This is a genomic window from Pseudomonas sp. LB1P83 (assembly GCF_054897885.1).
Genome location: NZ_CM142709.1, coordinates 5,608,883 through 5,633,579, shown reverse-complemented (window position 1 = coordinate 5,633,579; position 24,697 = coordinate 5,608,883). Strand labels below are relative to the sequence as shown.

Here is a 24,697-nt window from a genome sequence, read left to right as displayed (position 1 = left end):
AGGTGATAAAACAGTTGAGACCTATACATATAGTCCACCTCCAGCCGGAGATGTTCAGATAGTTAGGTGGCTATGTTACTCAAAATTTCAGAGCGATTGGCCGCGAATCTTTGAGAAAGCTAATTGCAGCGTCGGTAATGATCATTTTGCCGCTTGCCAAGGCGCCTTTGCGCAAGCACTGCTGGCCAGGCAGCGCCAGCCACCTTCGGCATGATTCAGTTGTCGGGCGGCGGCTTTCAACGCGTCGCGATCGATCATCAGGATTGCTTCAGGCAGACGCTCCAGATAATCCGACGAGTGGCCGGCCAGTTTGCCCTGCCAGAGCAGTTCGGCTGCCTGAGTGTGGGGCAGTGCGGTGCTGTGGAATTGATCGGCCAGGGCCTGGCGCTGGGCGATGAAGGTCGCGGCATCGATGCCTTCAATCATGGCGGGCATTTCGCTCAAGAAGCGTTCTATGTGTTCCAGCAGATCCTGTGGGGCAACGCTCGGTGATTGAACGCCGAACAGCAGCCCGGTCTGCCCATGAATCTGACGCAGGCCGCTGAACACGGCATAACCCAATTGCAGCTCGACCCGCAGGCGCTGGTAAAACGGCGTCTGGCAGAAGTGGGCGAGTAAGCGCCACGCGGCTTCGTCCGTGATGTCCCGTGTGGCCGTCGGACAAAACAGCAACAACGCGTGTTCGCTGGAGCCGGTGTCGATCGCGCTCCAAAGGTGCAGCGAGTTTATCGAAGCGGGCGGCGACGGCTGATCGTCCGCAACACCGGGCACGCGGCTCAGTGCCAGGCCCATCGCTGCTTGAGTCTGCTCCGACAAGCCCGTCGCCAGACCTTGCCAGCGCGCGCTCGCCCACAACTGCTGGACGTCATCGGTGTCAGCGGTGCGCTCGAGGCACTGCTCGGGCAGCGTCTTCAACAGCTGTTTTATCGGCATCAACGGCACGCTGGTCGGTTCTTCCTGTGAGAAACCGGCCTCTGGTTGTGTCAGCTCTTTCAGCGCATGTTCGAGGACGGTCGGCATCGGCTCCTGCAGTCCTGTCATCTTCAGCAACCATTCATTGCCTGACGCACTGAAGGAAAAGTCGACGCCCGCCTGACGGGCATCTTCACGCAGAGGCTGCAGGCGATTTTCCAGGCTCGACTGAAGACGGCTGTGAGGTTTGGACAGCAGTCGCCAGCGCAGATAAATCGCACCTTCATCCGTGTTATCAGGCAACGCCTGACTGAACTGCATCGGGGAGTTTTCGCGACGGCTGCGCGAACGATCCTGAGCAAATGTCCGCAGGCCCCGGTGTTTGCTGGTCTGGCCGCGAATCAATCCGGCATTAGCCGCAGGTGCTTCAGCACGTAAAAACGGATTGGGCGTCGGCAATTGCCATTCGCCGGAGAAGTTATCCACAGCACCGATTTTCTTCAGGATGTCCATGAGCGCTACGACGCCCTGTTCGGATAAGCCTGCTTCAAGCTGCTCGCTGTCCAGACGGGCCAATTGCAGTGCGCCGCTGACTTGTTGCTGGCGGTCGAGCAGGGCGGCGTACTCGTTGCGCAACTCTGTCCAGTTTTGGTGAGAAGCAAAAAAGCCCAGCCAATCCATCAGTCGCTCGCGGATCGCGTTCGCCGATTGGGCCGTCGTGAATTCAATGTGCAGCAAGGCTTGCCCGGCAAACTGATACAACGGCGCAGCTTTCAGGCTTTCCGCCAGCCCGCGTGTGCGCAACTCAGCCAGCAGACCACCAGGTTTCGCGGCGTTCAGCCAATGGCACAGAAACGCTAATGCTTCGCGCGATGAGTCAGGTAACGCTTCGAACGCGAATAGAAGATCGAGCCGACGCTCGCCAACCTGTTGATAACTTTTATCGGAAGAATCCATCAGCGGTGCAGGCGCTTCTTGCTGGACCTTTTCCCCGACGCTAATAGCAACGTCGAAACGCTGGGCCATTGCCCTCAACTCATCGAGACTTTGCGGGCCGGCCAGGCTCAATGTCATCTGCCCGGTCTGATAAAACTGCTGATGGAAATCCTTCAACGCTTGCTGAAACTCCGGCTGCGGCACCGGCAGGCTGTACCGGTTGCCCGCATGAAACGCCCGGAGCGGGTGAGCGGCCGAAAGCCCATCGAACAACGCGAACTGCTGCTGGGCCGTGGCATCCCGGGACCATGCGACAAATTCGGCGTGCAGCACTTCCCGTTCCCGCCGCTGATCGTCCTGATTCATACGTGGATGAGCGAGCATGTCTGACAGACGCTCCAGCCCATCGGCGAATGCTTGCGGCGGCAGTTCGAAAAAGAAGTCGGTCGTGCGTTCACTGGTGCGCGCATTGACCTGTCCGCCGTGACCTTGCACGTAGGCCATCAGCCCTTGCCCTGCGGGAAAGCGCTTGGTACCCAGAAACAGCAAATGCTCAAGAAAATGCGCGAGGCCGGGCCATGCCAGCGGCACGTCGTGACTGCCCGCGCAAACCCGCAACGCAGCAGCGCAGCGCTTCAAATCGGGAGCATGACGCAGCGTCACCCGCAGGCCGTTGGCCAGGGTTTCAGTGTGGGGGCGAGGGTGATTCAGCGCAGGCATGAGCACTTCCAGAACAGAGAAGCGCTAATGCTAGCGGATTACGGTGGATCAGCGCTTGTTAAGGTCGCCGTAAAGCTCGGGACGGCGATCGATCAAGTAGCGATTGGCGGCGCGGGAATCGACCATCAACTGACGATCCAGCTCGCCGACAATCAGCGCTTCATCCAGGCCCGCCTGGGCGATGCGGCTGCCATCCGGCGCGGCGATGCTGCTCTGGCCGCAGTAATTGATTTCGCCTTCATGCCCGCAGTAGTTGGCGTAAGCCACATAACACTGGTTTTCGAAGGCGCGGGAACGGACGGTAACGTCGGCAACGAAGTCGAAAGGAATCATGTTTGCCGTTGGCACCAGGATCAACTCGGCGCCTGCCAAAGCGAGGCGTCGGGCGTTTTCCGGGAATTCCAGGTCGTAGCAGATCAAAAAGCCGAGTTTCCAGCCATTGAGTTCCACCAACGGAAACTCACCCTGCCCGGCGCTGAACATCGAGTGATCGAGGTCGCCGAACAGGTGAGTCTTGCGGTAGTTGCACAGGCGCTCGCCGTTGGCGTCGATCAACTGCACGGCGTTGTAGATCTGCCCGTCCTCGGTACGCTCGGGGTAGCCATACAAAATGGCGATCCCCGCGGTCTTGGCAATGCGCGCGATCTGCTGCGCCGACTCACCGTTGTGCACTTCTGCCAGCACGTTGACCGCATCGATGCCGATGTTGTAGCCGGTCAGGAACATCTCAGGCAGCACCAGCAAGTCTGCGCCTTTGGCCTCCAGTGCCAATTGATGCAGGCGTTGCAGGTTACCTGCGACATCCAGGGGCAGCGGTGGGCATTGGTAAAGGGCTACGCGCATTTAGAACTCCTTTTACTCGGGCAGGGCGATCGGACCGATCTCGTTGAACACATCTCCTGGACCCGGGTTCTCGGCGTGAGTTTCACCGCCGAAGTGTTTCATGATGCCCCACACCGCGTTGAGCGAGGTTTGCACAGCGCCTTCAACCCACGCCGGCGTCCACGAAACGTCGTCGCCGGCGATGAAGATCCCGCGTTGCTCGGCCGGCATGTCGTCCTGCATGAAGTGCGCGTACATGCGCTGGTTGTAGCGGTAGTGGCCGGGCAGGGCGCCTTTGAACGCGCCGAGGAAATGCGGGTCGGCTTCCCACGACACGGTGATCGGATCGCCGATGATCCGCGCGGCGATGTCGACTTTCGGGTAGATCTTTTTCAACGCGTTCAGCGCCAGTTCAACGCGTTTCTCCACCGGGTGCGGCAGCATTTTCAACGCATCGCTCATCCACGAGTACGACAGGCAAATCACGCCCGGCTTGTCGTCGCCGTTGTCGAAGAGATAGGTGCCGCGGGTCAGGCGATCGGTGAGGGTCATGCTCATCAGGTCGCGGCCGGTTTCCGGATCCTTGTCCTTCCAGAATGGCCGGTCGACCATCACGAAGGTTTTCGACGACTGCATGTAGCGCGTGCGGTCCAGGGCCATCCACATCTTTTGCGAGAACAGTGTTTCATCGCATTCAATCTGGGTGGTCAGCAGCCAGCTCTGGCAGGTAGTCAGTACTGCGGCGTACTCGCGGGTGTCGCCGTTGTTATCGGTGACTGCAAAACGGCCGTCCGGGGCGTGAGCGATTTTCTTGACCCCGGAGCGTGGCGCGCCTCTGTGCAGCGACTTGAGGCTGGTGCCTTCAGGCCAGTGCACGCAACGTTCTGGCACATGGCGCCAGATGCCTTGTGGCACTTGTTCGACGCCGCCGACGACCAGATGTTGGTGATCGTCGCAATTGGTCATCACGACGCGGAAGATTTCCAGCATCGAGTTCGGGAAGTCCGAGTCCCAGCCGCCGGTGCCGAAGCCGACCTGGCCGAACACTTCGCGGTGATGGAACGAAAGCTTGGCGAATGCTTCGGAGGTGGCGACAAAGTCGTAGAAGGTGCGGTCATCCCACAGCGGAACCAGCGTGTTCCAGAGCTCTTTGAGACGCGGCACGTCACGGTCGCGGATCGCTTGCTGGATATCGGAGAACTGCGAGCCGGCCTCCAGCGCATCCGCCCACGCGTCAGCCACTTCCTGGAACAGTGCAGGAAGATCCGCCAGTTTCTGTGCGTAGTGGGTTTTGCCTTCCAGGTCGATCACGGTGCTGCCAGAGGCCGGCGTCAGCGGATTGGGAAAAGGTTTGGTCTCGAGACCGAGCTTGTCGACATAGTGGTAAAACGCCGTGGACGACACCGGGAAGCGCATGCCGCCCAGTTCGGCGACGATGCCATCGGTCCCGTTGAACGCCTGGGAGCGCAGGCGGCCACCCATTTTCGAGGCTTCGTAGACGACCGGCTTGAGGCCCAGTTTCATCAACTCGTAAGCCGCCACCAGGCCGGCGATACCCGCGCCGACAATCGCCACTTCGGCGCCATGATTGTGCGCAGGAATGCTGCCCAGGCCTGCCGGGTGTTCGATCCAGTCGTCAAAGCCGAAAGGAAAGTCCGGGCCGAAAATGGTGACTGGTTTTTTACCGTCTGCAGGATGGCGATTGTTCTTGTTCATGGCTGACCTTACTGGCGACCCGACGCGGAATGCGCATCTGAGTATAGGAAAAGATGGCAGCCATTCTAGAGAGCGTAGAACACGTTAATAAGACGCAATGTGTCGTCGTTTTGCCAATAAACTGATCAATATGACGAGCTAAAGCTACACACCGTCAGTGTAGGAGCGAGGCTTGCCCGCGAAGAGGCCCTCAAGAACACTGCCAATCAAACCGGCTGCCCCCGATCAATCTTGCTACTCAAGATGATCGAAGTCGTGGTCTTCTCCACCCCATCCACACTGCCAATCTGATCCAGCAACTGATCCAGCTGCTCCGGCGAGTCTGTGCGCAACCACGCCACATAATCAAATTCGCCACTCACCGCACATAACTGCTGCACCTGGGCCATGGCACTGAGCCGACGCAACACTTCCTTGCCCGACCGTGGTTGCACCGTGATCCCGACATACGCCTGCAATCCACCGTCCACCACCCGTTGACCCAGGCGCACGCCGTAACCGGTGATGACTTTAGCCTTCTCCAGCCGCGCCAGACGTGAAGTCACCGTGGTCCGTGCGATGCCCAATTGGCGAGCGAGCATGGCCACGCTCTCGCGAGCATTGATCTGCAGGGCCGCGATCAATTGGCGGTCGATTTCGTCAAGAACGGGCGGGCGGGTGTCAGGCAAGGGGCGTCTCCGGCAACACAAATCAGTGGGTTGGCATGTTACAGCACGGCTGGCACAGCGGATGTCTGATCTGTTTTCGGAACATCAGATGGCGTGCGGAAGACAGGATGGACACCAGCAGTCAGTCATAGTCGAATGAGAAATCGAGGGATGCGAGGTGATAAAAATGACGCAGAAGATGCCACCCGCTGTACGGGATCATGCAGTGCAGATTGCCCATCACGAAATGGGGCATTACGTCGTTGCCCGAGCCCTGGGGTTTGAAACGGGTGACGTGAGCCTGAAAGTGACCATGGACTTGAGGCATCAAGCGGGCGCTTCCATTACCATGGCTCGTTCAATTTCGTCGATTGAGGCAATGAAGGAGCATCTGGAGGCCCGGATAATGGTGCTCTTTGCGGGCTCCATGGCGCAGTCATTGGCTTCAAAGCGTTCGGCCGGCAAACGCGTCGACAAGCCGAAAGCCGCCGCCATCCTGAGGGGAGAGCTTGGGGCGGAACAGGACTACGCAAAAATCAGGGAGTTACGGCACTTGCTGCGCAACATCACTTACCCCGATACGGATCCGGCTTTGCCTGACCGCATATCGGCCGAGCTGAAAGAGATTACGGATCGTCTGTGGGGCCGGACTCAAACAATCGTGGAGGCATTGGCCGATACGATTACCGGGTTGGGCGAGGCGTTGGTAGATGCCATGGGTATCGTCGAGCAATGGGGCAGGGCGGCGGATACGTATGAGGGGGTGTTGACGAGGGAGGTGCTTGAGCGGATGGGGTTGGTGCAGGGGATTCCTGTGTTGAGTGTCTGGTCTGGTAGTGGTGATGCCGATCCGCACAGTAAATAACGACATGCCCGGCGCGCATTGCGCGCTCGATCACGATTTGGAAGCCCCGAATAATCGGGGCGTATTTCAGGGGGATTTGCCGAGCTATTCCTCGGATTCCGTCGCGGTCCGAACCGGTCTCGGTGTCAGCACTTTCACCACATCATCAATCACCGCCTTACCCATCGCCGTCAGGTAGTGCGCGGCCCAGGCGTGTCGGTCGGTGTCTCTTGCGTAGGCTGCGTCCTCGGCAAATGATTTGGCGAGGAACAGCAGATCGGAGGCTTGTGACAATGCATCAACGATGGGGACGCCGGCACGGACGTTAAACAACGCCTGATCCGAGCAGTAGATGAGTGGGGTGAAACCGATGGTTTTCAGGTCAGACGGTGCGGACGGATTTGCTTTGCTCATTGTTTCGCTCCTTAAAACGAGGAGCTGCCGCATTCGTTACCACACGAATGGGTGGCAGCTGTACGCAGGGTGGTAAACCGGGAAAGCAAAGAAACCGGCAGACCCGAAGGTCTCCCACGCACAGCCGCCATAACACAGGATTACAGGCGTAAAAACGCATGAAATCGTAATGGGGAGCGCTGTTGCACTTTGCCTAGCCGGGTTACCACACCCGATCACTGCATTTGCAGCGACGTCCGGAGAGTATCCCTTCGAAGAGAACGCCAACAAGGCGGCAAAGTGCCCAAACGCACCCATTACGCAATTCTCGGAGTTTGCCTACAACCTTGACGGACGTCATCCGATAAACCGATGTGCGCGTAAAATTTAACCTAGGCGGCAGACAGGAAATATGACGTACACCCGCTGCGGAGCCGCGCATACGGCACCACTCGTGATCCATATAGGAAGACGCAATATGTCCACACCACCCACGACTCAAACCAACATTGAGCAGTTGCGCCGAGAGGTGGCCGCCTTGGCCGAAGACATGCGCAGCCCGGCTCCGACTGCCACCCGTGCGATCCTACTGCCGTTTGGGCTTGGTGCCGCGCTGGCCCTGGTGACCTATGTTGTCGTTACCTTGGTGGTTCCGCTGGTCTAATTTCGTTGCCAATCTCAGAAAGCAAAAAGCCGCGTATTTACGCGGCTTTTCGCTTGGTGTTGTCTCGTCCTGAATAAGGTTTACACCCGTTTCAGGGCTAGACACTCTTTTTAATTACAGAGAGATTTTTCTACGGCTGGATTTGTAGCTAGGATGGAGGGGCATTAGGTATGTTTTTTCGGAGCAAGGCAAACTTGATGGTCCGCGTCAAACCAAAGTACCCGCATTACCTCTCTTTCCCGTATACAGAAGACCCTCTTGGGACCAGTCACTCGAAATGACATAAGAGAATCGATATCGTCTTGTTGTATCTCTTGAAGACGCTGCTGGGCATCTCTTGAAAGTCTACTCAGCTCAATGTCATGGGATCCGCTTTTGGCTATCTCTTCAAGGCTCATCGTTTCAAAGCAGTGAAGTCGCTCCATTACAGCTTTGTAGTCAGCAGCATCCGCCAAACCACTCCAAGCAAAGGGCCCCCCCTTATCTGCACGACTGAATCTCCAGGATATGTCGCTGGCAGGGATTTGACGGGAATGAGGTTGTTTGGCTGGTTTTTCGGCTGGAGTCTGAGATGGTTTGTGTTAGCTATCTTTTTGCCATTTCCCTTAGCCATGTAGCCTCACAGTGAGCTGTAATACTCAGCCATCGCCGCTTGGGTGATCTCTGTGGTTCCACGTGCGCCATCGGGAAGACCAGCTTCTTTGCGAGCATACTTCCAAGGATCTTCTGCATGCGTGAGATCACTCAGCCATTGAGAGTGCTTATCACCGTAGTGGCTAAGGACTGCCTCAACAGTTTCACGCTGATCTTCATCGAGAGCGGCAGGGTTCCCTTCTATTTCGCCAGGAGCCACCGTGTATTTGCCCTTGTGTGCAAAGTAGAGTTCTGGGACAACCGGGCCATTCGCCCAGGCCTGAATTTTCTCGTGGATCAACGGTGCCTCATCCCAAACCAAGGACCATGCCTGACTGTAATAGACAAGCTTTTGCAGCTTCATCGCAGTAATTTCTCCCTGTTTCTCAAGGACAAAGGCTGCAACGTCCGCGGCATTGACAGGGGTGTGTTTCACGGTCATGTATACCTCCATGAGCATTGCGAGGCGACTATACCTCGCACAAATCCATATAGGGGATATAGCGCATATATTCCCGATACGCTCTCCTTGCATCCTCTCCGGTAGGACCATGGCTAGCACGCTTTGTTATTTTTACTGTATGTACGTACAGTTTTTTTGTCACCTACTTCGCACAGCTGATCGGGAGGCTTGGAAAGGGTCGTGCCTCTAGTGACGCAAGGCTTACCCGAGGGGCGGTGGCGAATCGAGGTGGACACGTTTTGGACACTTCGGCTGCTTCTAAAGAAAAACCCCCTCGGAAACCTAACTGCCAGATACACGAAAGCCGCGCATCAGCGCGGCTTTCTTGTTTGGTGGGCCCACACGGATTTGAACCGTGGACCAAAGGATTATGAGTCCTCTGCTCTAACCAACTGAGCTATAGGCCCTCAGTAGGCCGCGGATTATAGCGATGGTTTCTCGGCTGTGCTATCCGAAAAATCCGATACGGCTATACGAAGAAATGTCGCGGCGAATTCGTCGGGGGGAAGAGGCAGGCTGACGATATAGCCCTGGATCTGTTCGCAGCCTTCTTCGGCAAGGAATTGTTGCTGCGCCAGGGTCTCGACGCCCTCTGCAATGATGGTGAATTGCATGCTGCTCCCCAGTGCGATGATGGCGCGAACAATGGCCGCATCGTGGGGATCGTCAGGCAGGCCGCGGACGAAGGACTGGTCGATCTTGAGGATGTCCAGCGGCAGGCGCTTGAGGTAGCTCAGGGACGAGTAGCCCGTACCGAAGTCGTCGATCGCCAACTGCACGCCCAGTTGTTTGAGTTGGTGCAGCACTGCCAGCGCTTCTTCGGCCTGGCTCATGATGAAGTTTTCGGTAATTTCCAGTTGCAGAAAATCGGGTCTGAGGCCGTTGTCCTTGAGCAATTGTTCGATCCGGCCCAGCAGATTCGGCTGACGCAATTGGGCTCCTGCAAGGTTGACCGACAACGGCCCCAGGCTTTCGTAGAGTTGATTCCACTCAAACATCTGCCGGCAGGCAGTCTCCAGTACCCAGTCGCCGATTTGCAGGATCATGCCGTTTTCTTCTGCCAAAGGAATGAAGTGTTCCGGCGGCACCGCACCGAAGGTTGGGTGATGCCACCGAATGAGTGCTTCGGCGCCGACCAGTCGGTGGTCGGCGAGGCTGATTTTCGGTTGGTAATAGAGAAACAGTTCATTGCGCTCGATGGCGCGCCGCAGTTCATGTTCCAGCGCCACGCGCTCGCTGGCCTGGGCCGTGAGGTCGCGGGTGTAGCTTTCCACCCGGTTACGACCTTTGGCCTTGGAGCGATACATCGCGGCATCGGCGTTCTTCACCAGCGTGGCGACGTCACAGCCGTCCTTGGGATACAGGCTGGTGCCGATGCTGGCGCTGATGAAAAACTCGTGCTCGCCGGCCTGGAAGGGGGCGGCGAAGCAATTGAGCAGCTTGGTGGCAATGTTGTCGGCATCGCTGGATTGTTGCAGGCCGGGCAGCAGGATGATGAATTCGTCGCCACCCAGGCGCGCAACGGTATCGATATCGCGCAGTTGCTCTTTGAGGCGCACGGCGATGCCTTTGAGCAGCAGGTCGCCCACCGGGTGACCGAGGCTGTCGTTGATGTGTTTGAAGCGGTCCAGGTCGAGGAACAGCACCGCGCCCTGGCCACCGTTTTCCTGTTGGGTGTTGAGCGCGGTCTGCAGTCGGCTCTCGAACAGTGTGCGGTTTGGCAGGCCGGTCAGCGGATCGTGGTGCGCCTGGTAGTCGAGTTTGGCCTGCGCGTGTTTGAGGCTGGAAATGTCCGCGAACACCGCCACGAAGTGGGTGATGAACTTCTCCCGGTTGCGCACGGCGCTGATGGTCAGCCAACTCGGGTAGAGCTCGCCATTTTTGCGTCGGTTGGAAATCTCGCCTTGCCAGTGACCTTCGTCCGTCAGTTGGTGCCACATCGCCGCGTAGAACGCGCTGTCGTGGAGGCCCGAGGCGAGCAGGCGAGGGGTGTGGCCCAGTGCTTCGCTTTCGCTGTAGCCAGTGATTTCGGTGAACGCTCGGTTGACCGCGCTGATGTGCTGTTGGGTGTCGGTGATCAACACGCCCTCGGCGGTGCTCTCGAACACCGTGGCAGCCTGTTGCAGTTTCTCCTGCATCAGGTGCCGCTCGGTGATGTCCCGGGCAATGGTCAGCATACAGTCTTCATCGCCGATAGGCAGTGGACGGCTTGAAACCTCGCAGAGACGGATCTGCCCGTCACTGCGGCGGATGTGGCAGCTGAAGTCGCGAACGAACCCGTCACGGTGCAGCAAATCGAGCATTTGCTTACGTTCGTTGAGATTGACCCATATCCCCAATTCCAGGACTGAACGATCAACCGACATCGCGCTGTTGAAGCCTGTGATGCGGCTGAAACCCTCGTTGACCTCCAGCAGCAGCCCGTCGCTCTGCCGGGACAGCAGCAAACCGTCCGGGGAGGCGTGGAAGGCCTTGGCGAATTTTTCTTCGGAGGTTTGCAGTTGTTGCTGGGTCTCCTTGAGCTGACTGATATCGCGCACGACGACGACCAGGGCGGGGGTCGTATCGAGGTCGAAGGGCTCGGCGGAAATCAGGCCGGTAAACACTTGGCCATTGTTGCGGCGAAAGGGCATCTCCAGGTTGCGGATGCTGCCGGCCTGCAAGCGCTGCAGCAAACCCGGACCAACACCGGGGATGCCCCAGATGTTCAGGTCGGTGGCGGTCTGGCCAATGACGTCTTCGGCCTTGAGACCAATTTGTTCTTCGAACGCCTTGTTGACTTCCATCAGGCAGCCATCGGAAAGCCGCGCGATCACCAGGATGTCCGGGCATTGCTGAAACACCGAGGCGAATTTTTGCTCGGACAGGCTCAGCGCCTCTTCAGTGCGCTTGGCGTCGCTGATGTCGATCATCAGCCCGCGCATCACCGGCTCATGACCATGCTCGATCAGGCTGACGATATCGCGTACCCACAGACAGCGGCCATCGGCGGTGATCACCCGGTAATCGACGCTGTGATCGCGCCCGGCCAGTACCTCGTGGTCGCAGAACGTCTGGGCCCGGGTCAGGTCCGCAGGGTGGATGATGTTGCGCCAGAAGCCGGGAATCAGCCAGTGGGACAGGGGATAGCCAAGGAGTTCTTCGGCATGCGGTGACACATAACTGTAGGTGAAGTCGCTGATCCGCGCTTCCCAGGCAATCGCGGAAAGGCTCTCTACCAGCCCGCGGTAATGGTATTCGCTGCTGCGTAGTTCTTGCTCCAGATCGACCCGCCGGGCAATTTCCGAACTCAAACGGCGGTTAATCCGGATGACCACTGCCAGCATGATCATCAGAAACAGCAGCCCCGGCAGACCGTAAGCCAGCAAATCCGACCAGAAGGTTCGATGATCCAGGACATTACCGACCCAGTGTTCCTGGATGGCTTTGATTTCACTTGGGGTCATGTCGGCCAGGACTTTGTCCAGGATACCGACCAGCAACTTGTTGTCGGGGGGCACGGCCATCGCCAATTGATAGCGATAGGGTGTTTCACCGCTGACATACAGGCCGTCGAGCTTGAGCTGACGCAGGCTCCAGACACTGGAGGCGAGATCACCCACGACCGCGTCCACTTCATCGGTGGCCAGCGCCTGCAAGGCCGAGGCGACATTGGGCATCGCCACCAGATTCAGGTCGGGGTGATGCGTGCGTAGCAGCTCGTGGGGCGCATAGTTTTCCACCACGGCGACCTTCAGCCCGTAGAGCTCTTCGAGTTTGTGCGGCTGGGGGCCTCCGACATGGGCGAGGATGACGATCGGAAAGTCCAGATAGGGACGAGTGAACGACAGGTACGACTGACGCTCCGGGGTCGACATGATGCCCGGCAGGATGTCGAGTTTTCCTTGCTTGGCCTGCTGCAGGACTTCGGTCCAACTGATCGGCTCGATTGGCGTCAGTTTGGTGCCCAGCCGTTGACGGATCACGTTGATATAGTCCGCCGCCAGGCCCTGATAACGGCCCTGTTCATCACGAAATTCGAACGGCGGCCAGGACGCGTCGACACCCAGGCGCAAGTCCGGGTGAGCCGCCAGCCAGCTACGTTCTTCGTCGGTCAGAGTCAGCGCGCCAGCCGTTGCGGTCCAGGTCATCAGCGACAGCAAAAAAAGCACGGTCGGCAGTCTGGGCATAACGGTCTCGTTATGGCTCGGGGGAATGTTTCGAGTGTAGACGGGCAATTCGGCGGGGGGGAGGTGCGGGGGATTTAATCTGCACAAAGCAAAACCCCCGGCCTGGGCCGGGGGTTTTGTGATCACTCGTCGAGGAAGGAGCGCAGATGCTCGCTTCTCGTCGGGTGGCGCAGCTTGCGCAACGCCTTGGCTTCGATCTGACGAATCCGTTCACGGGTCACGTCGAACTGCTTACCAACCTCCTCGAGGGTGTGGTCGGTATTCATGTCGATACCGAAGCGCATGCGCAGAACCTTGGCTTCACGGGCAGTGAGGCCGGATAGAACTTCGCGAGTCGCTTCTTTAAGGCTCTCAACAGTGGCGACATCGATTGGCGACTGCATGGTCGAGTCTTCGATGAAGTCACCCAAATGGGAGTCTTCGTCATCACCGATCGGGGTTTCCATGGAGATCGGCTCTTTAGCGATCTTCAATACCTTGCGGATTTTGTCCTCAGGCATTTCCATGCGTTCGCCCAGCTCTTCCGGGGTCGGTTCGCGACCCATTTCCTGCAACATCTGCCGGGAAATACGGTTGAGCTTGTTGATCGTCTCGATCATGTGCACCGGAATACGGATGGTGCGGGCCTGGTCGGCGATCGAGCGAGTGATCGCCTGACGGATCCACCAGGTGGCATAAGTCGAGAATTTGTAGCCGCGGCGGTATTCGAACTTGTCTACCGCTTTCATCAAACCGATGTTGCCTTCCTGGATCAGGTCGAGGAATTGCAAGCCACGGTTGGTGTACTTCTTGGCGATGGAGATCACCAGACGCAAGTTCGCTTCAACCATCTCTTTCTTCGCGCGGCGGGCCTTGGCCTCACCGATCGACATGCGACGGTTGATGTCCTTGATCTCGGCGATCGTCAAACCGGTTTCGGTTTGCAGTGCGGTCAGCTTTTGCTGGCAACGAACGATGTCCGGTTGCAGGCGACCAATGGCTTCAGCGTATTTGCTTTTGCCTTTGGCCAGTGCATCGGTCCAGCTTTCGTCAACTTCGTTGCCCGGGAACTGGCGCAGGAAGTCGGCACGCGGCATGCGGGCATCACGAACGCAAAGTTGCATGATCGCGCGCTCTTGCTGACGCAGACGATCCAGGGCACTGCGAACACGCTCGACCAGGCCTTCGAATTGCTTCGGAACCAGTTTGATCGGCATGAACAGCTCAGCCAGCAGCACCAGCTCGGCAATTGCCAGCTTGTTGCCACGACCGTGCTTTTTCAGCGCCTTGCGGGTGATTTCCATCTGATCGGAGACAGCGCCAAAGCGCTGAGCTGCGATGACCGGATCCGGACCGCTTTCGGCTTCTTCTTCGTCATCAGTCGTCGCTTCGGCGTCATCGTCGTCGGTATCGTCGTCCGCTTTCACGGCTTTCGGATCGACAGGCGGCGGCACTTCTGCAGCAGGCGGCGCAATGCCGTCGTCCGGGTCGATATAACCGCTCAGGACGTCGGACAGGCGGCCACCTTCGGTGGTGACGCGAGTGTACTCGGACAGAATGTGGTCAACCGTGCCAGGGAAGTGCGCAATTGCGCCCATCACTTCACGGATACCCTCTTCAATACGTTTGGCGATTTCAATTTCGCCTTCACGTGTGAGGAGCTCTACCGTACCCATTTCACGCATGTACATGCGCACTGGGTCGGTGGTGCGACCAATGTCGGTCTCGACCGCTGCCAACGCTGCTGCTGCCTCTTCGGCCGCGGCTTCGTCGGTATCGGCGTCGGCCAGCATAAGGGAATCCTTATCTGGCGCAACCTCGAATACGTTGATCCCCATGTCATTGATCATGCGGATGATGTCTTCCACCTGTTCCGGATCTGAAATATCCTCCGGCAGGTGGTCGTTGACCTCCGCGTAAGTCAGGTAACCCTGCTCACGACCAAGTGTGATCAACTCTTTGATACGAGACTGCTGTTGCGCTTTTCCGGACATAACACCCTATCCACTGAAGGTCTTGGCGGGCAAAAAACAAGCCGAGGATTATACCTGAGCTATGACCTCACGCGCCAGTTGAGGTCGGGTCTGATACAGCCATATTGCGTTTTAATAGGTCGCGCATCTGATTTGCGATCTGATTTGCTTCCTCCGCAGTCAATCCTGGCTGCCTTGCTTTCCTGATAAGTACTTCCAGGCTATCCGTGTGTTGACTTGCCGATAACCTAGTAATGGTGTCTAAAAACTGTTGTTCAAGGTTGTCGCCGTCAATCAGCCATTCCTTTTCCGCCAAGGCCTTGAGCAATCGGCCCTGTTCAGTCCCGTGCCAGCGGGCCATCAACTGAATAGAGTTTAGCTTAGGATTTTTCTGCACCGCCCCGATGAGGGCTACCAGCAGTTGCGCGTATGTGTTGCTCTCATTCGCGAAGTGATCGGCGGTTTCTACCTTGCCCGCCAGTTCCGGGTGATGAATGAGGGTGCGCAGTGCTATCAGCGTTGGCGCTTCGACAGCGATCGGTGTGCGTGGTGCGCTATGTTGGTCGCGATCACCACCGCGCTTGCCGTTCTTGTCCCACGGTTTCTTGTCCCATTTCTTGCCGCCGGCCCCGGGTTTCTTCGGCGTCCATTCCTGCTGCGGCACATACATCTCTTGTGCCTGCGGCTGATGGTAGTCGCTGTAATCCGGCATGGCGTCGTAATCGATGCCCGGGTCGTACGCGGGTGGCGCATCCTGAGGAGCGCTTTGCACCAACTGGCTCACGGCTTCGCCGCTAAGCCCGGTAATTTCGGTCAGGCGCTGACGCATCAGGATGCGCAGGTTCGCGCCCGGGACCTTGTCGATCAGCGGCGCAGCGAGGGTGGCCATGTGGGCCTTGCCTTCGAGCGAGCGCGGATCCGATTCCTCGGTGAGCTGCTGGAAGAAATAATCCGCCAATGGCTGGGCGTGCTGGTTGATTCGCGCGCGGAACGCGTCAGTGCCTTCGGACCGGACCAGCGTGTCCGGGTCTTCGCCTTCGGGCAGGAACAGAAAGCGCGCGCGCCGGCCGTCCTGCAGGCAGGGCAGCGCCGCTTCCAGTGCGCGCCACGCAGCGTTGCGGCCGGCCTGGTCGCCGTCGAAGCAGAACAGCACGTTGGGCACGACGCGAAACAGCCGCTTCAAGTGCTCTTCGCTGGTGGCGGTGCCGAGTGTCGCGACGGCATTGCGCAAGCCTTGCTGGGCAAGGGCGATGACGTCCATGTAGCCTTCGACGACGATGATTTCGTCAAGATTGCGGTTGTTCTTGCGTGCTTCATAAAGGCCGTAGAGTTCCTGGCCCTTATGGAATACCGGGGTTTCCGGTGAGTTCAGGTATTTCGGTTTGTCATCGCCCAGTACCCGGCCGCCAAAAGCAATGATGCGCCCGCGGCTGTCGCGTATCGGGAACATCACGCGATCGCGAAAGCGGTCATAGCGCTTGCCGGTTTCGGCGTTCTCGATCAGCAGGCCGGCATCGACCATGGCTTTCTGTTGCAGGGTGTCGCTGCTCAAGTGCTTGAACAGATTGTCCCAGCCAGGTGGGGCGAAGCCGAGGCCGAAATCCCGGGCAATTTCGCCGGTCAGCCCGCGACCTTTCAAGTAATCCACGGCAGCCTTGCGCGATGGATGGCTTTTCAGGGCCTGCCGGTAAAAGTCGGCGGCAGCAGTGAGAAGCGGGTACAGCGGCGAATCGGTCGGCTGCCGCGTTTTGTGCGGCCGGCCGCTTTCTTCGCGGGGGATTTCCATGCCGGCGGCTTTGGCCAGTTCTTCGACAGCCTGGACGAAATCCAGGTTGTCGTGGTCCATCATGAAGCCGAGGGCGTTGCCGCCAGCGCCGCAGCCGAAGCAGTAATAGAACTGTTTGTCGGGGCTGACGCTGAAGGACGGGGTTTTCTCTTTATGAAAAGGGCAGCAGGCGGTGTAGTTCTTGCCAGCCTTTTTCATTTGCAGGCGCGAGCTGACCACATCGACGATGTCGGTGCGGTTCAGAAGGTCGTCAATGAAGCTCTGGGGAATTAGCCCGGCCATGGCGTTCTCGTCATCTGCGCTTAAATGGACCCAAAACGAAGAGCGGCCGAACGCGGGTCGTTGTTTGAGGCGCGCAAAATGTGCGGCTCGACCGGTGTCGTCTGCGTAATCGCTGTCGGGAAGTGTATCTGCCGAAAATCCACTGACGTTAGTGCCAATCAGTATTCGACTACATGAAAGTGTTTCGCTGAATCCGGCTGCGGCCAGTCGAGGGCCTCGGATAGCTCATAAGCGGGCACGCAAGAAGGTGCCTTGGGCTGATCGTCGTGAGAGGAATCAGTGGGTGTGCTCGTCAGTAGCCTTGGAAGGCTCGTCAGAAAAGACGTGCACTGCTGGCAAAAGAGCCAGGTCTGACGCTGTGAAGCAGGTTTGTCTCGGTCGCGTCTGCGGCTTTGACGGTGAAGCATCAAGCGTTTTCCGCAAATGCCATTAGCCCGGCTGAGGGCCGGGCTTGGCAGAAGCTTGCTACGAACGTCTGTGTATTAGTACAGACGAACGGCGCGGCGCTGTTCGCGCTGTACTTTCTTGGCGTGACGCTTAACAGCGGCTGCTGCTTTACGTTTACGCTCAGAAGTAGGCTTCTCGTAGAATTCGCGGCTACGAACTTCAGCCAGTACACCGGCTTTTTCGCAGGAGCGCTTGAAACGACGCAGAGCTACGTCGAAGGGTTCGTTCTCTTTTACTTTGACGGCTGGCATCCAGAGCTACCTTCATTCATTACCGGGGTCAACATCCTCGTGGCAAAAGAGCACTTGAAGACGTCGGTTTTTAAGGGTTGCGGATGTTAACTCCTCATCGACCGGAATGCAAAGCCTCTGATCGAAAACCGCTAGTCGGGGCATCCCATGGCGACTATTATGCGCGCCTTCGAATTCAGCCTAAACAAGGCGCAAACCCATGCTAGTACTGGGATTAGAAACCTCCTGCGACGAAACCGGTGTCGCATTATATGACAGTGAACGCGGCCTGCTGGCCGACGCGCTGTTCAGCCAGATCGACCTGCATCGCGCCTATGGCGGCGTGGTGCCGGAGCTGGCCTCGCGCGACCACGTCAAACGCATGCTGCCCTTGATCCGTCAGGTGTTGGCCGAAGCTGACTGTGTGCCGACCGAGATCGACGCCATCGCTTATACCGCGGGTCCTGGCCTGGTCGGTGCCTTGCTGGTGGGCGCTTCCTGCGCTCAGGCACTGGCCTTCGCCTGGGGCATTCCGGCGCTGGGTGTGCACCACATGGAAGGTCACTTGCTGGCGCCCATGCTGGAGGCGCAACCGCCGGAATTCCCGTTCGTCGCTTTGTTGGTGTCGGGCGGTCATACGCAGCTGGTTCAGGTCGACGGGATCGGTCACTACACGCTTTTGGGCGAGACCCTCGACGATGCCGCCGGCGAAGCGTTCGACAAGACCGCGAAGATGATGGGCCTCAATTATCCGGGCGGTCCGGAAATCGCAAAGCTGGCAGAGCGGGGCGTTGCAGGACGTTTCACCTTTCCGCGTCCGATGTGTGACCGTCCGGGCCTGGCTTTCAGCTTCAGTGGCTTGAAAACCTTCGCCCTCAACACTTGGCAGCAGAGCGTCAGCGCCGGGGACGACAGCGAGCAAGCCCGTTGCGACATCTCGCTGGCGTTCCAGCAGGCTGTGGTGGAGACTTTGACCATCAAGTGCAAGCGTGCCCTGAAACAGGCAGGCATGAAGCGTCTGGTGATCGCTGGAGGCGTCAGCGCCAACAAGGCGTTGCGCACGTCCCTGGAAAAAATGCTCGGCGACATGAAAGGCGATGTGTTTTATGCCCGTCCGGAGTTCTGTACCGATAATGGCGCGATGATTGCGTTTGCCGGTTGCCAGCGCTTGCAGGCCGGTCAGCACGAAAGCCTGGCAATCAGCGTGCAGGCGCGCTGGCCGATGGAGCAATTGTCGGCGCTGTGATGAGCGGTGCTCATGTCCGGTATTTAAAAATGCCGTTCGCGCCCCGCAAACAGGTCGCGTAGATTGCCGCGATGACGCCAGACGATCAGTCCCGTGAGTGCGCTCATGGGCAGCAGTGCCGCCGGTTCCTGCCAGGCCAGCAGTGGCAGGGTCAACGGCGTGGCGATCAGCGCGGCGAGTGAGCTGGTGCGGGTCAGGTAGAACGTCAGCAGCCAGGCGCAGACCGCCAGCAAAGCCGCAGGCGGGTACAGGCCCAGCAGCATTCCGGCAGCGGTGGCGACACCCTTGCCACCGCGAAAGCGGAAGTACAACGGGAACAGGTGACCGATGACGGCGAAGACGCCGATCCAGGCCTGTTCCTGCAGCGAAAGCCCTGCAAGACCTGCGATCAGTACCGGCAGCAGACCTTTGCAGAGGTCGCCGATCAAGGTCAGGATGGCGAGTTTCTTGCCGGCCAGGCGCAACATGTTGGTGGCACCGGCATTGCCCGAGCCACTCATTCGCGGATCGGGGTTACCGGTCAGGCGGCTGAGCAAAATGGCGAAGGACAGAGAGCCAAGCAGGTAGGCGAGAGTCGCCAGTAACCAAAACATGCTAACTATTCCGGGCGAGGACGCCCTGATTCTAACGGCGCATTGCGCCCTTGTCGTGCAGCGGAGAAAAGTGCTTGGACAGAGTGTTTATCGAGGGCCTGGAAGTCGACACCGTGATTGGTGCCTACGACTGGGAGCGAGGCATCCGACAGTGCCTGCGACTTGATCTGAGCTTCGCCTGGGACAATCGCCCGGCCGCTGCCGGGGATGACCTGACCCTGGCGCTCGACTACGCGAGCGTTTCGTCACGTATCCAGGCGTTTGCCGAGCAGGCGCAGTTCCAGCTGGTCGAGACGTTCGCCGAGCGTCTGGTTGAAGTGTTGATGAGCGAATTCAAGATCACCTGGATGCGCCTCAAGCTGACCAAGCCTGGTGCCGTCCCGGCGGCCACCGGTGGCGTGGGCGTGGAGATCGAGCGCGGATGTCGCTGACTCAGGTCTATCTCGGGCTCGGTAGCAATATCAAGCGCGAAACCCATTTGCAGGCTGGCCTCGAGGCCCTGGCAGGGTTTCTGGTGGATATTCGTTGCTCGGCGGTGTTCGAAAGCCAGCCAGTGGGGATCAAGAGCGGGCCGTTCTTCAATTTCGTGGTCTCGGCTTACACCGATCTGCCGCTGATGGAGTTGGACCGTCGATTGAAATTCATCGAGGCGGACAATGGCCGTTATGCGCCTGACCGCAAGGGCTTGCCGCTGGATATCGACGTGCTGCTGTTCGGCGATCTGGTGGGCAATTTCGACGGATTGATCCTGCCACGGGCAGAAATTCTAAAAAATGCCTTTGTGCTGTGGCCGCTGTCGCTGATTGCGCCGGACAGAGTGCACCCAGGCGTAGGCAAAAGCTTTGCGACGTTGTGGGATGAAGCAAAGATTGATCAGGTGTTGGCGCCAGTGGCGTTCGAGTGGCGCGGAGAGCAGCTGACACCCTTGAATTTGTTGTGATTCGACTGACGCCTTCGCGGGCAAGCCTCGCTCCTACAGGTACGAGCACGAATCTGTAGGAGCGAGCGGTGCGGCGATCCGGCTTGCCCGCGAAGCTTTTCAGTCAAGCGACGCCGACGCCTCTTTGTAAGCCTTAAGTGCTTTAAGCCGCTCGCGCTTGATCGCTTCACCCAACTCCGGCCCCTTGAATCCCTTCTCCAGCAACGGCTGTACCGCCACGCTCCGGGCCGCAGTCGCCGCCTCGCGCAAATAATCCGCCTGTGGATAACTTCTTTGCTCCAGCCCTTTGCGGCCCCGCGCATCCATCTCACACGCAGCAATGAACTCTACAAACCGCTGAGGCCGACGGTAAACGTCAAAACTCTGCAGTAACTCCAGCAAAGTCGAGGGTTTCAGCTCCAGGGCGCGGTGGCCATGGGTGTGATATTGGCCCACCAGCAATGCCAGTTCCTGACAATCCTTCGGTGCCTTGAAGCGTTCGTTGACCGCTTTGATTAGCTTCAAACCCGTGTGTTCATGAGCAATGTGGCGTGGCCACTCTTCTTTGGGCGTCAATCCTTTGCCCAGATCATGCAGCAGGCACGCCCAGCGCACGGTCAGCGGTTGTTTATGCAGCGCGGCTTGTTCGAGCACGCTCAGGGTGTGCACGCCAGTGTCGATCTCCGGATGATGGGCTTCGGGCTGGGGCACGCCAAACAGGGCGTCGACTTCCGGCATCAACACCTTGAGCGCTCCGCATTCACGCAGCACCTCGATGAACACCTGTGGCTGGTCTTCCATTAGCGCACGGGATATTTCTTTCCAGCTGCGTTCCGCAGTCAGCGCCTCCAGTTCGCCTGACTCACTGAGTTGGCGCATGAGCTCCATTGTTTCAGACGCGACGGTGAAACCCAGTCCGGCATAACGGGCGGCGAAGCGCGCAACGCGTAACACACGGAGCGGATCTTCGGCGAACGCGGGGGAAACGTGACGAAGTACACGAGCATCGAGATCGCGCTGGCCGTGGTAAGGGTCGGTCAGGTTCTGCTGATCGTCTTCGGCCATGGCGTTGATCGTCAGGTCGCGACGGATCAGGTCTTCTTCGAGGGTGACTTCAGGGCTGGCGTGAAAGGTAAAGCCGCCGTAACCGCGTCCGCTTTTGCGTTCGGTACGGGCGAGGGCATATTCCTCACCGCTCTTGGGGTGAAGAAATACCGGGAAGTCAGCACCCACGGGGCGATAGCCCTGAGCGAGCATTTCTTCAGTGGTGGCACCAACCACGACCCAGTCGATATCGGTGACAGGCTTGCCCAGCAGGCGATCGCGTACCGCACCGCCGACTTTATAAATCCGCATAAAAAACCTCCGTTAGCTCGACAGAATAACCTTTGCGTCAAACTTCCGGAGGCAGAAACAGGTTCAAAGATGGATGACAGCCAAGTCGAGCCGGCCGTAATCCCCCTCGGCGTGTTCACTTCTGGGTGGAACGTGCTGAACTTTCATGACCTGGTCGCCTTGCAGGGTTTCCAGGTGAATGTCGAAGCCCCAGAGGCGATGCAGGTGTTTGAGTACTTCCTCAGTGGACTCACCCAGTGGTTTGCGGTCGTGCTGCTGGTGACGCAAGGTCAGAGAGCGGTCGCCGCGCCGATCGATACTGTAGATCTGTACGTTGGGTTCGCGATTGCCGAGGTTGTACTGGGCCGCCAGGGTTTCACGGATGATCCGGTAGCCCGGCTCATCGTGAATGGCCGGCACCAGCAGATCGTCCTTCTGGTCGTCATCGAGAATGCTGAACAGTTTCAGGTCGCGGATCACCTGGGGCGACAGGTATTGGAGGATGAAGCTCTCATCCTTGAAACTGCTCATGGCGAACTTGATGCTTGATAGCCAATCGGTGCCGGCAATTTCCGGGAACCAGCGGTAGTCCTCTTCGGTTGGGTGTTCACACATGCGCCGAATGTCCCGGTACATGGCAAACCCCAGGGTGTAGGGATTGATGCCGTTGTAGTAGGGGCTGTCGAAGCCGGGTTGGTAGACCACGCTGGTGTGGGACGTCAGAAACTCCATCATGAAGCCGTCGGTGACGAGCCCTTCGTCATACAGGTCGTTCATCAGCGTGTAATGCCAGAACGTGGCCCAGCCTTCGTTCATCACCTGAGTCTGGCGTTGCGGGTAGAAATATTGAGCAATCTTGCGCACGATCCGCACGATTTCCCGCTGCCATGGCTCCAGCAGCGGCGCGTGTTTTTCGATGAAATACAGGATATTTTCCTGAGGTTCGGCGGGGAAGCGCGCGTTGTCCTTGTCGCTGTATTTGTCCGCGCCTTTTGGAATGGTCCGCCACAGATCGTTGATCTGCTTCTGCAAATGCTCTTCCCGATCCTTCTGCCGACGGCGTTCTTCTTCAGCCGATATCGGATAGGGGCGTTTGTAGCGATCGACTCCGTAGTTCATCAGCGCATGGCAGGAATCCAGCAGATCCTCGACCGCGTCGATGCCATGGCGCTCTTCGCACTGCATGATGTACTGCTTGGCGAAGACCAGGTAATCGATGATCGAGCTGGCATCGGTCCAGGTGCGGAACAGGTAATTACCCTTGAAGAAGCTGTTGTGGCCGTAGCAGGCATGAGCAACCACCAGCGCCTGCATGCAGATGGTGTTTTCTTCCATCAGGTACGCGATGCACGGGTCGGAGTTGATCACGATCTCGTAGGCCAGCCCCATCTGCCCACGGCTGTAGGACTTCTCGGTGCTGAGGAAGTGTTTGCCATAGGACCAATGGTGATAACCCAACGGCATGCCGACGGAGGCGTAGGCGTCCATCATCTGCTCGGCGGTGATCACTTCAATCTGGTTGGGGTAGGTATCCAAGGCATAACGAGCCGCCAGGCGACTGATTTCTTTGTCATAGGCCTGGATCAGCTCGAACGTCCATTCGGAGCCGGTGGAAATGGGTTGGCGCTTCTGCTCTTTGGCGGTCATGTCACTAACCTGCGCTGGAAGAGTTCACGGAAGACCGGATAGATATCCCCGGCCGAGACCAGTTGCTGCTGGGCGAAAGTGTCAGAGAAGGCTTCGGCAATGCGTTCGTACTCGAACCACAGGGCCTGGTGTTCGCGCGGGGTAATCTCAACGTAAGTGTAGTACTGCACGAACGGCATGATCTGGTTGATCAGAATATCGCGGCAAATCGGCGAGTCGTCGTTCCAGTTGTCGCCGTCGGACGCCTGGGCTGCATAGATATTCCATTCATTGCTCGGATAGCGCTCGGCCATGATCTCCTGCATCAGTTTCAAGGCGCTGGAGACGATGGTGCCGCCGGTTTCCCGGGAGTAGAAGAACTCTTCCTCATCCACTTCGCGGGCACTGGTGTGGTGGCGGATGAACACGACGTCGATCTTGTCGTAGTTACGCTTGAGAAACAGGTACAGCAGGATGAAGAAGCGCTTGGCGATGTCCTTGGTCGCCTGGGTCATGGAGCCGGACACGTCCATCAGGCAGAACATCACCGCCTTGGAGCTTGGGTTAGGCTGCTTGATGAGCAGGTTGTACTTGAGGTCAAAGGTGTCGAGAAACGGCACGCGATGGATGCGCGCACTGAGTTTTTCGATTTCCGCTTCGATTTCCTGAATATCGCCGAAGTTGTCCGGTTCATCCCGCTTGAGTCGCAGCAGTTCGTCTTTGGCTTCGCGTAATTTTGCCCGGCTGCTACCAGACAGGGCGATTCGCCGGGCATGGGCCGAGCGCAAGGTTCGGATGATGTTGATTCGCGACGGATTACCTTCGTTGCTGATACCCGCGCGCACGGTCTTGAAGGTGTCGGTGCCGGTCAGGTGACGCTTGACCAGGTTCGGCAGCTCGAGGTCTTCGAACATGAATTCGAGAAATTCTTCCTGGGTGATCTGGAAGACGAACTCGTCCATCCCTTCGCCCGAATTGCCGGCCTTGCCTGGGCCTCTGCCGCCACCACCTCCGGGTGGGCGCGCGATGTGCTCGCCGCTGGTGAATTCCTTGTTGCCGGGGTGCACGACCGTCTGCTTGCCACCGCGTCCGTGGTGAAGCACCGGCTCGTCGATGTCGCGGCCGGGGATGCTGATCTGTTCGCCGTGTTCCATATCGGTAATGGAACGCCGACTGACCGCCTCTTCGACGGCTTTCTTGATGTGATCACGATAACGCCGCAGAAACCGCTGACGGTTCACCGTGCTCTTGTTCTTGCCATTGAGACGTCGGTCGATCACATAGCTCATAGGCCCCTCCGGGGAGCTTCAAGTCGTAAGCTTCAAGCTGCAAGCGAAAGCGCCATTAACTCCCGTGGCCGGG

The 24,697-nt window shown here is 58.3% G+C and carries 19 protein-coding genes and 1 tRNA gene; 5 read left to right on the top strand and 15 right to left on the bottom strand.

Going from position 1 to position 24,697, the window contains the following annotated elements:
* Nucleotides 1-141: 141 nt before the first annotated feature.
* The 4 genes from pqqF to ACYZTY_RS25885 all read right to left on the bottom strand — a co-directional run bounded on the left by pqqF (nt 142) and on the right by ACYZTY_RS25885 (nt 5,774).
* Nucleotides 142-2,568 carry a pyrroloquinoline quinone biosynthesis protein PqqF gene (pqqF, locus tag ACYZTY_RS25900; RefSeq protein WP_461956000.1) on the bottom strand — a complete coding sequence of 809 codons (2,427 nt, stop codon included), beginning with the start codon at nt 2,566-2,568 and terminating at the stop codon, nt 142-144.
* Between the two features lie 48 nt (nt 2,569-2,616).
* Complete coding sequence (locus ACYZTY_RS25895; protein WP_461955999.1) at nt 2,617-3,411, bottom strand: carbon-nitrogen hydrolase family protein; 795 nt, start codon at nt 3,409-3,411, stop codon at nt 2,617-2,619.
* Between the two features lie 12 nt (nt 3,412-3,423).
* Nucleotides 3,424-5,106: a flavin monoamine oxidase family protein gene (locus ACYZTY_RS25890; protein ID WP_461955998.1), complete on the bottom strand. Its 1,683-nt coding sequence runs from the start codon at nt 5,104-5,106 to the stop codon at nt 3,424-3,426.
* A gap of 206 nt (nt 5,107-5,312) precedes the next feature.
* Nucleotides 5,313-5,774, bottom strand: a complete 462-nt coding sequence (locus ACYZTY_RS25885; protein ID WP_007980298.1) for an Lrp/AsnC family transcriptional regulator — start codon at nt 5,772-5,774, stop codon at nt 5,313-5,315.
* 166 nt (nt 5,775-5,940) lie between these two features.
* Here ACYZTY_RS25885 and ACYZTY_RS25880 point away from each other — a divergent pair, with 166 nt between their 5' ends.
* Nucleotides 5,941-6,618, top strand: a complete 678-nt coding sequence (locus ACYZTY_RS25880) for a peptidase M41 (RefSeq protein ID WP_461955997.1) — start codon at nt 5,941-5,943, stop codon at nt 6,616-6,618.
* A gap of 84 nt (nt 6,619-6,702) precedes the next feature.
* Here the strand turns inward: ACYZTY_RS25880 and ACYZTY_RS25875 are convergent, their stop codons facing one another.
* Nucleotides 6,703-7,011, bottom strand: a complete 309-nt coding sequence (locus ACYZTY_RS25875; RefSeq protein WP_461955996.1) for a DUF3077 domain-containing protein — start codon at nt 7,009-7,011, stop codon at nt 6,703-6,705.
* A gap of 457 nt (nt 7,012-7,468) precedes the next feature.
* Between ACYZTY_RS25875 and ACYZTY_RS25870 the strand changes: the two genes are divergently transcribed.
* Nucleotides 7,469-7,654 (top strand): hypothetical protein, encoded by a 186-nt coding sequence (locus ACYZTY_RS25870; protein WP_461955995.1) that lies wholly within the window; start codon nt 7,469-7,471, stop codon nt 7,652-7,654.
* A gap of 619 nt (nt 7,655-8,273) precedes the next feature.
* Here the strand turns inward: ACYZTY_RS25870 and ACYZTY_RS25865 are convergent.
* From ACYZTY_RS25865 to rpsU, 6 genes are all read right to left on the bottom strand, one after another.
* On the bottom strand, nt 8,274-8,729 hold the full coding sequence (locus ACYZTY_RS25865; RefSeq protein WP_461955994.1) for a Panacea domain-containing protein: 456 nt from the start codon (nt 8,727-8,729) through the stop codon (nt 8,274-8,276).
* Nucleotides 8,730-9,080: 351 nt separating this feature from the next.
* Nucleotides 9,081-9,157: transfer RNA gene (locus tag ACYZTY_RS25860), tRNA-Ile, on the bottom strand.
* 15 nt (nt 9,158-9,172) lie between these two features.
* The gene (locus ACYZTY_RS25855) at nt 9,173-12,919 is read right to left on the bottom strand and encodes an EAL domain-containing protein (protein ID WP_461955993.1); all 3,747 of its coding nucleotides are present in this window, start codon (nt 12,917-12,919) and stop codon (nt 9,173-9,175) included.
* Nucleotides 12,920-13,041: 122 nt separating this feature from the next.
* Complete coding sequence (rpoD, locus tag ACYZTY_RS25850) at nt 13,042-14,892, bottom strand: RNA polymerase sigma factor RpoD (protein ID WP_461955992.1); 1,851 nt, start codon at nt 14,890-14,892, stop codon at nt 13,042-13,044.
* Between the two features lie 67 nt (nt 14,893-14,959).
* Nucleotides 14,960-16,939, bottom strand: coding sequence for a DNA primase (dnaG, locus tag ACYZTY_RS25845; RefSeq protein WP_461955991.1), 1,980 nt, complete (start codon nt 16,937-16,939; stop codon nt 14,960-14,962).
* A gap of 482 nt (nt 16,940-17,421) precedes the next feature.
* On the bottom strand, nt 17,422-17,637 hold the full coding sequence (rpsU, locus tag ACYZTY_RS25840; protein ID WP_002551877.1) for a 30S ribosomal protein S21: 216 nt from the start codon (nt 17,635-17,637) through the stop codon (nt 17,422-17,424).
* A 199-nt stretch (nt 17,638-17,836) separates the two neighbouring features.
* Between rpsU and tsaD the strand changes: the two genes are divergently transcribed.
* Nucleotides 17,837-18,862, top strand: a complete 1,026-nt coding sequence (gene tsaD, locus ACYZTY_RS25835) for a tRNA (adenosine(37)-N6)-threonylcarbamoyltransferase complex transferase subunit TsaD (protein ID WP_461955990.1) — start codon at nt 17,837-17,839, stop codon at nt 18,860-18,862.
* A gap of 23 nt (nt 18,863-18,885) precedes the next feature.
* On the opposite strand, the gene plsY is transcribed toward tsaD, so the two are convergent.
* Nucleotides 18,886-19,455: a glycerol-3-phosphate 1-O-acyltransferase PlsY gene (gene plsY, locus ACYZTY_RS25830; RefSeq protein WP_461955989.1), complete on the bottom strand. Its 570-nt coding sequence runs from the start codon at nt 19,453-19,455 to the stop codon at nt 18,886-18,888.
* Nucleotides 19,456-19,529: 74 nt separating this feature from the next.
* On the opposite strand from plsY, the gene folB reads away from it, so the two are divergent.
* Both folB and folK read left to right on the top strand, forming a co-directional pair.
* On the top strand, nt 19,530-19,886 hold the full coding sequence (folB, locus tag ACYZTY_RS25825) for a dihydroneopterin aldolase (protein WP_008051601.1): 357 nt from the start codon (nt 19,530-19,532) through the stop codon (nt 19,884-19,886).
* The gene (gene folK / locus ACYZTY_RS25820; RefSeq protein WP_461955988.1) at nt 19,877-20,395 is read left to right on the top strand and encodes a 2-amino-4-hydroxy-6-hydroxymethyldihydropteridine diphosphokinase; all 519 of its coding nucleotides are present in this window, start codon (nt 19,877-19,879) and stop codon (nt 20,393-20,395) included. Before folB ends, folK begins: the two co-directional genes overlap by 10 nt.
* 99 nt (nt 20,396-20,494) lie before the next feature.
* Here the strand turns inward: folK and ACYZTY_RS25815 are convergent, their stop codons facing one another.
* From ACYZTY_RS25815 to ACYZTY_RS25805, 3 genes are all read right to left on the bottom strand, one after another.
* The gene (locus ACYZTY_RS25815) at nt 20,495-21,730 is read right to left on the bottom strand and encodes a multifunctional CCA addition/repair protein (protein ID WP_461955987.1); all 1,236 of its coding nucleotides are present in this window, start codon (nt 21,728-21,730) and stop codon (nt 20,495-20,497) included.
* 63 nt (nt 21,731-21,793) lie between these two features.
* On the bottom strand, nt 21,794-23,356 hold the full coding sequence (locus ACYZTY_RS25810; RefSeq protein WP_131060990.1) for a SpoVR family protein: 1,563 nt from the start codon (nt 23,354-23,356) through the stop codon (nt 21,794-21,796).
* Nucleotides 23,353-24,624 carry a YeaH/YhbH family protein gene (locus ACYZTY_RS25805; RefSeq protein ID WP_461955986.1) on the bottom strand — a complete coding sequence of 424 codons (1,272 nt, stop codon included), beginning with the start codon at nt 24,622-24,624 and terminating at the stop codon, nt 23,353-23,355. The genes ACYZTY_RS25810 and ACYZTY_RS25805 overlap by 4 nt, the downstream gene beginning before the upstream one ends.
* Nucleotides 24,625-24,697 lie beyond the last annotated feature (73 nt).

What these genes read in the sequence shown, in the direction of transcription:
- ACYZTY_RS25890 (WP_461955998.1), bottom strand. Translation starts at nt 5,106, where the DNA reads ATGAACAAGAACAATCGCCATCCTGCAGACGGTAAAAAACCAGTCACC.
- ACYZTY_RS25870 (WP_461955995.1), top strand. Translation starts at nt 7,469, where the DNA reads ATGTCCACACCACCCACGACTCAAACCAACATTGAGCAGTTGCGCCGA.
- ACYZTY_RS25895 (WP_461955999.1), bottom strand. Translation starts at nt 3,411, where the DNA reads ATGCGCGTAGCCCTTTACCAATGCCCACCGCTGCCCCTGGATGTCGCA.
- ACYZTY_RS25865 (WP_461955994.1), bottom strand. Translation starts at nt 8,729, where the DNA reads ATGACCGTGAAACACACCCCTGTCAATGCCGCGGACGTTGCAGCCTTT.
- rpoD (WP_461955992.1), bottom strand. Translation starts at nt 14,892, where the DNA reads ATGTCCGGAAAAGCGCAACAGCAGTCTCGTATCAAAGAGTTGATCACA.
- tsaD (WP_461955990.1), top strand. Translation starts at nt 17,837, where the DNA reads ATGCTAGTACTGGGATTAGAAACCTCCTGCGACGAAACCGGTGTCGCA.
- folK (WP_461955988.1), top strand. Translation starts at nt 19,877, where the DNA reads ATGTCGCTGACTCAGGTCTATCTCGGGCTCGGTAGCAATATCAAGCGC.
- ACYZTY_RS25815 (WP_461955987.1), bottom strand. Translation starts at nt 21,730, where the DNA reads ATGCGGATTTATAAAGTCGGCGGTGCGGTACGCGATCGCCTGCTGGGC.
- ACYZTY_RS25855 (WP_461955993.1), bottom strand. Translation starts at nt 12,919, where the DNA reads ATGCCCAGACTGCCGACCGTGCTTTTTTTGCTGTCGCTGATGACCTGG.
- ACYZTY_RS25880 (WP_461955997.1), top strand. Translation starts at nt 5,941, where the DNA reads ATGACGCAGAAGATGCCACCCGCTGTACGGGATCATGCAGTGCAGATT.
- dnaG (WP_461955991.1), bottom strand. Translation starts at nt 16,939, where the DNA reads ATGGCCGGGCTAATTCCCCAGAGCTTCATTGACGACCTTCTGAACCGC.
- ACYZTY_RS25875 (WP_461955996.1), bottom strand. Translation starts at nt 7,011, where the DNA reads ATGAGCAAAGCAAATCCGTCCGCACCGTCTGACCTGAAAACCATCGGT.
- pqqF (WP_461956000.1), bottom strand. Translation starts at nt 2,568, where the DNA reads ATGCCTGCGCTGAATCACCCTCGCCCCCACACTGAAACCCTGGCCAAC.
- ACYZTY_RS25805 (WP_461955986.1), bottom strand. Translation starts at nt 24,624, where the DNA reads ATGAGCTATGTGATCGACCGACGTCTCAATGGCAAGAACAAGAGCACG.
- ACYZTY_RS25810 (WP_131060990.1), bottom strand. Translation starts at nt 23,356, where the DNA reads ATGACCGCCAAAGAGCAGAAGCGCCAACCCATTTCCACCGGCTCCGAA.
- rpsU (WP_002551877.1), bottom strand. Translation starts at nt 17,637, where the DNA reads ATGCCAGCCGTCAAAGTAAAAGAGAACGAACCCTTCGACGTAGCTCTG.
- plsY (WP_461955989.1), bottom strand. Translation starts at nt 19,455, where the DNA reads ATGTTTTGGTTACTGGCGACTCTCGCCTACCTGCTTGGCTCTCTGTCC.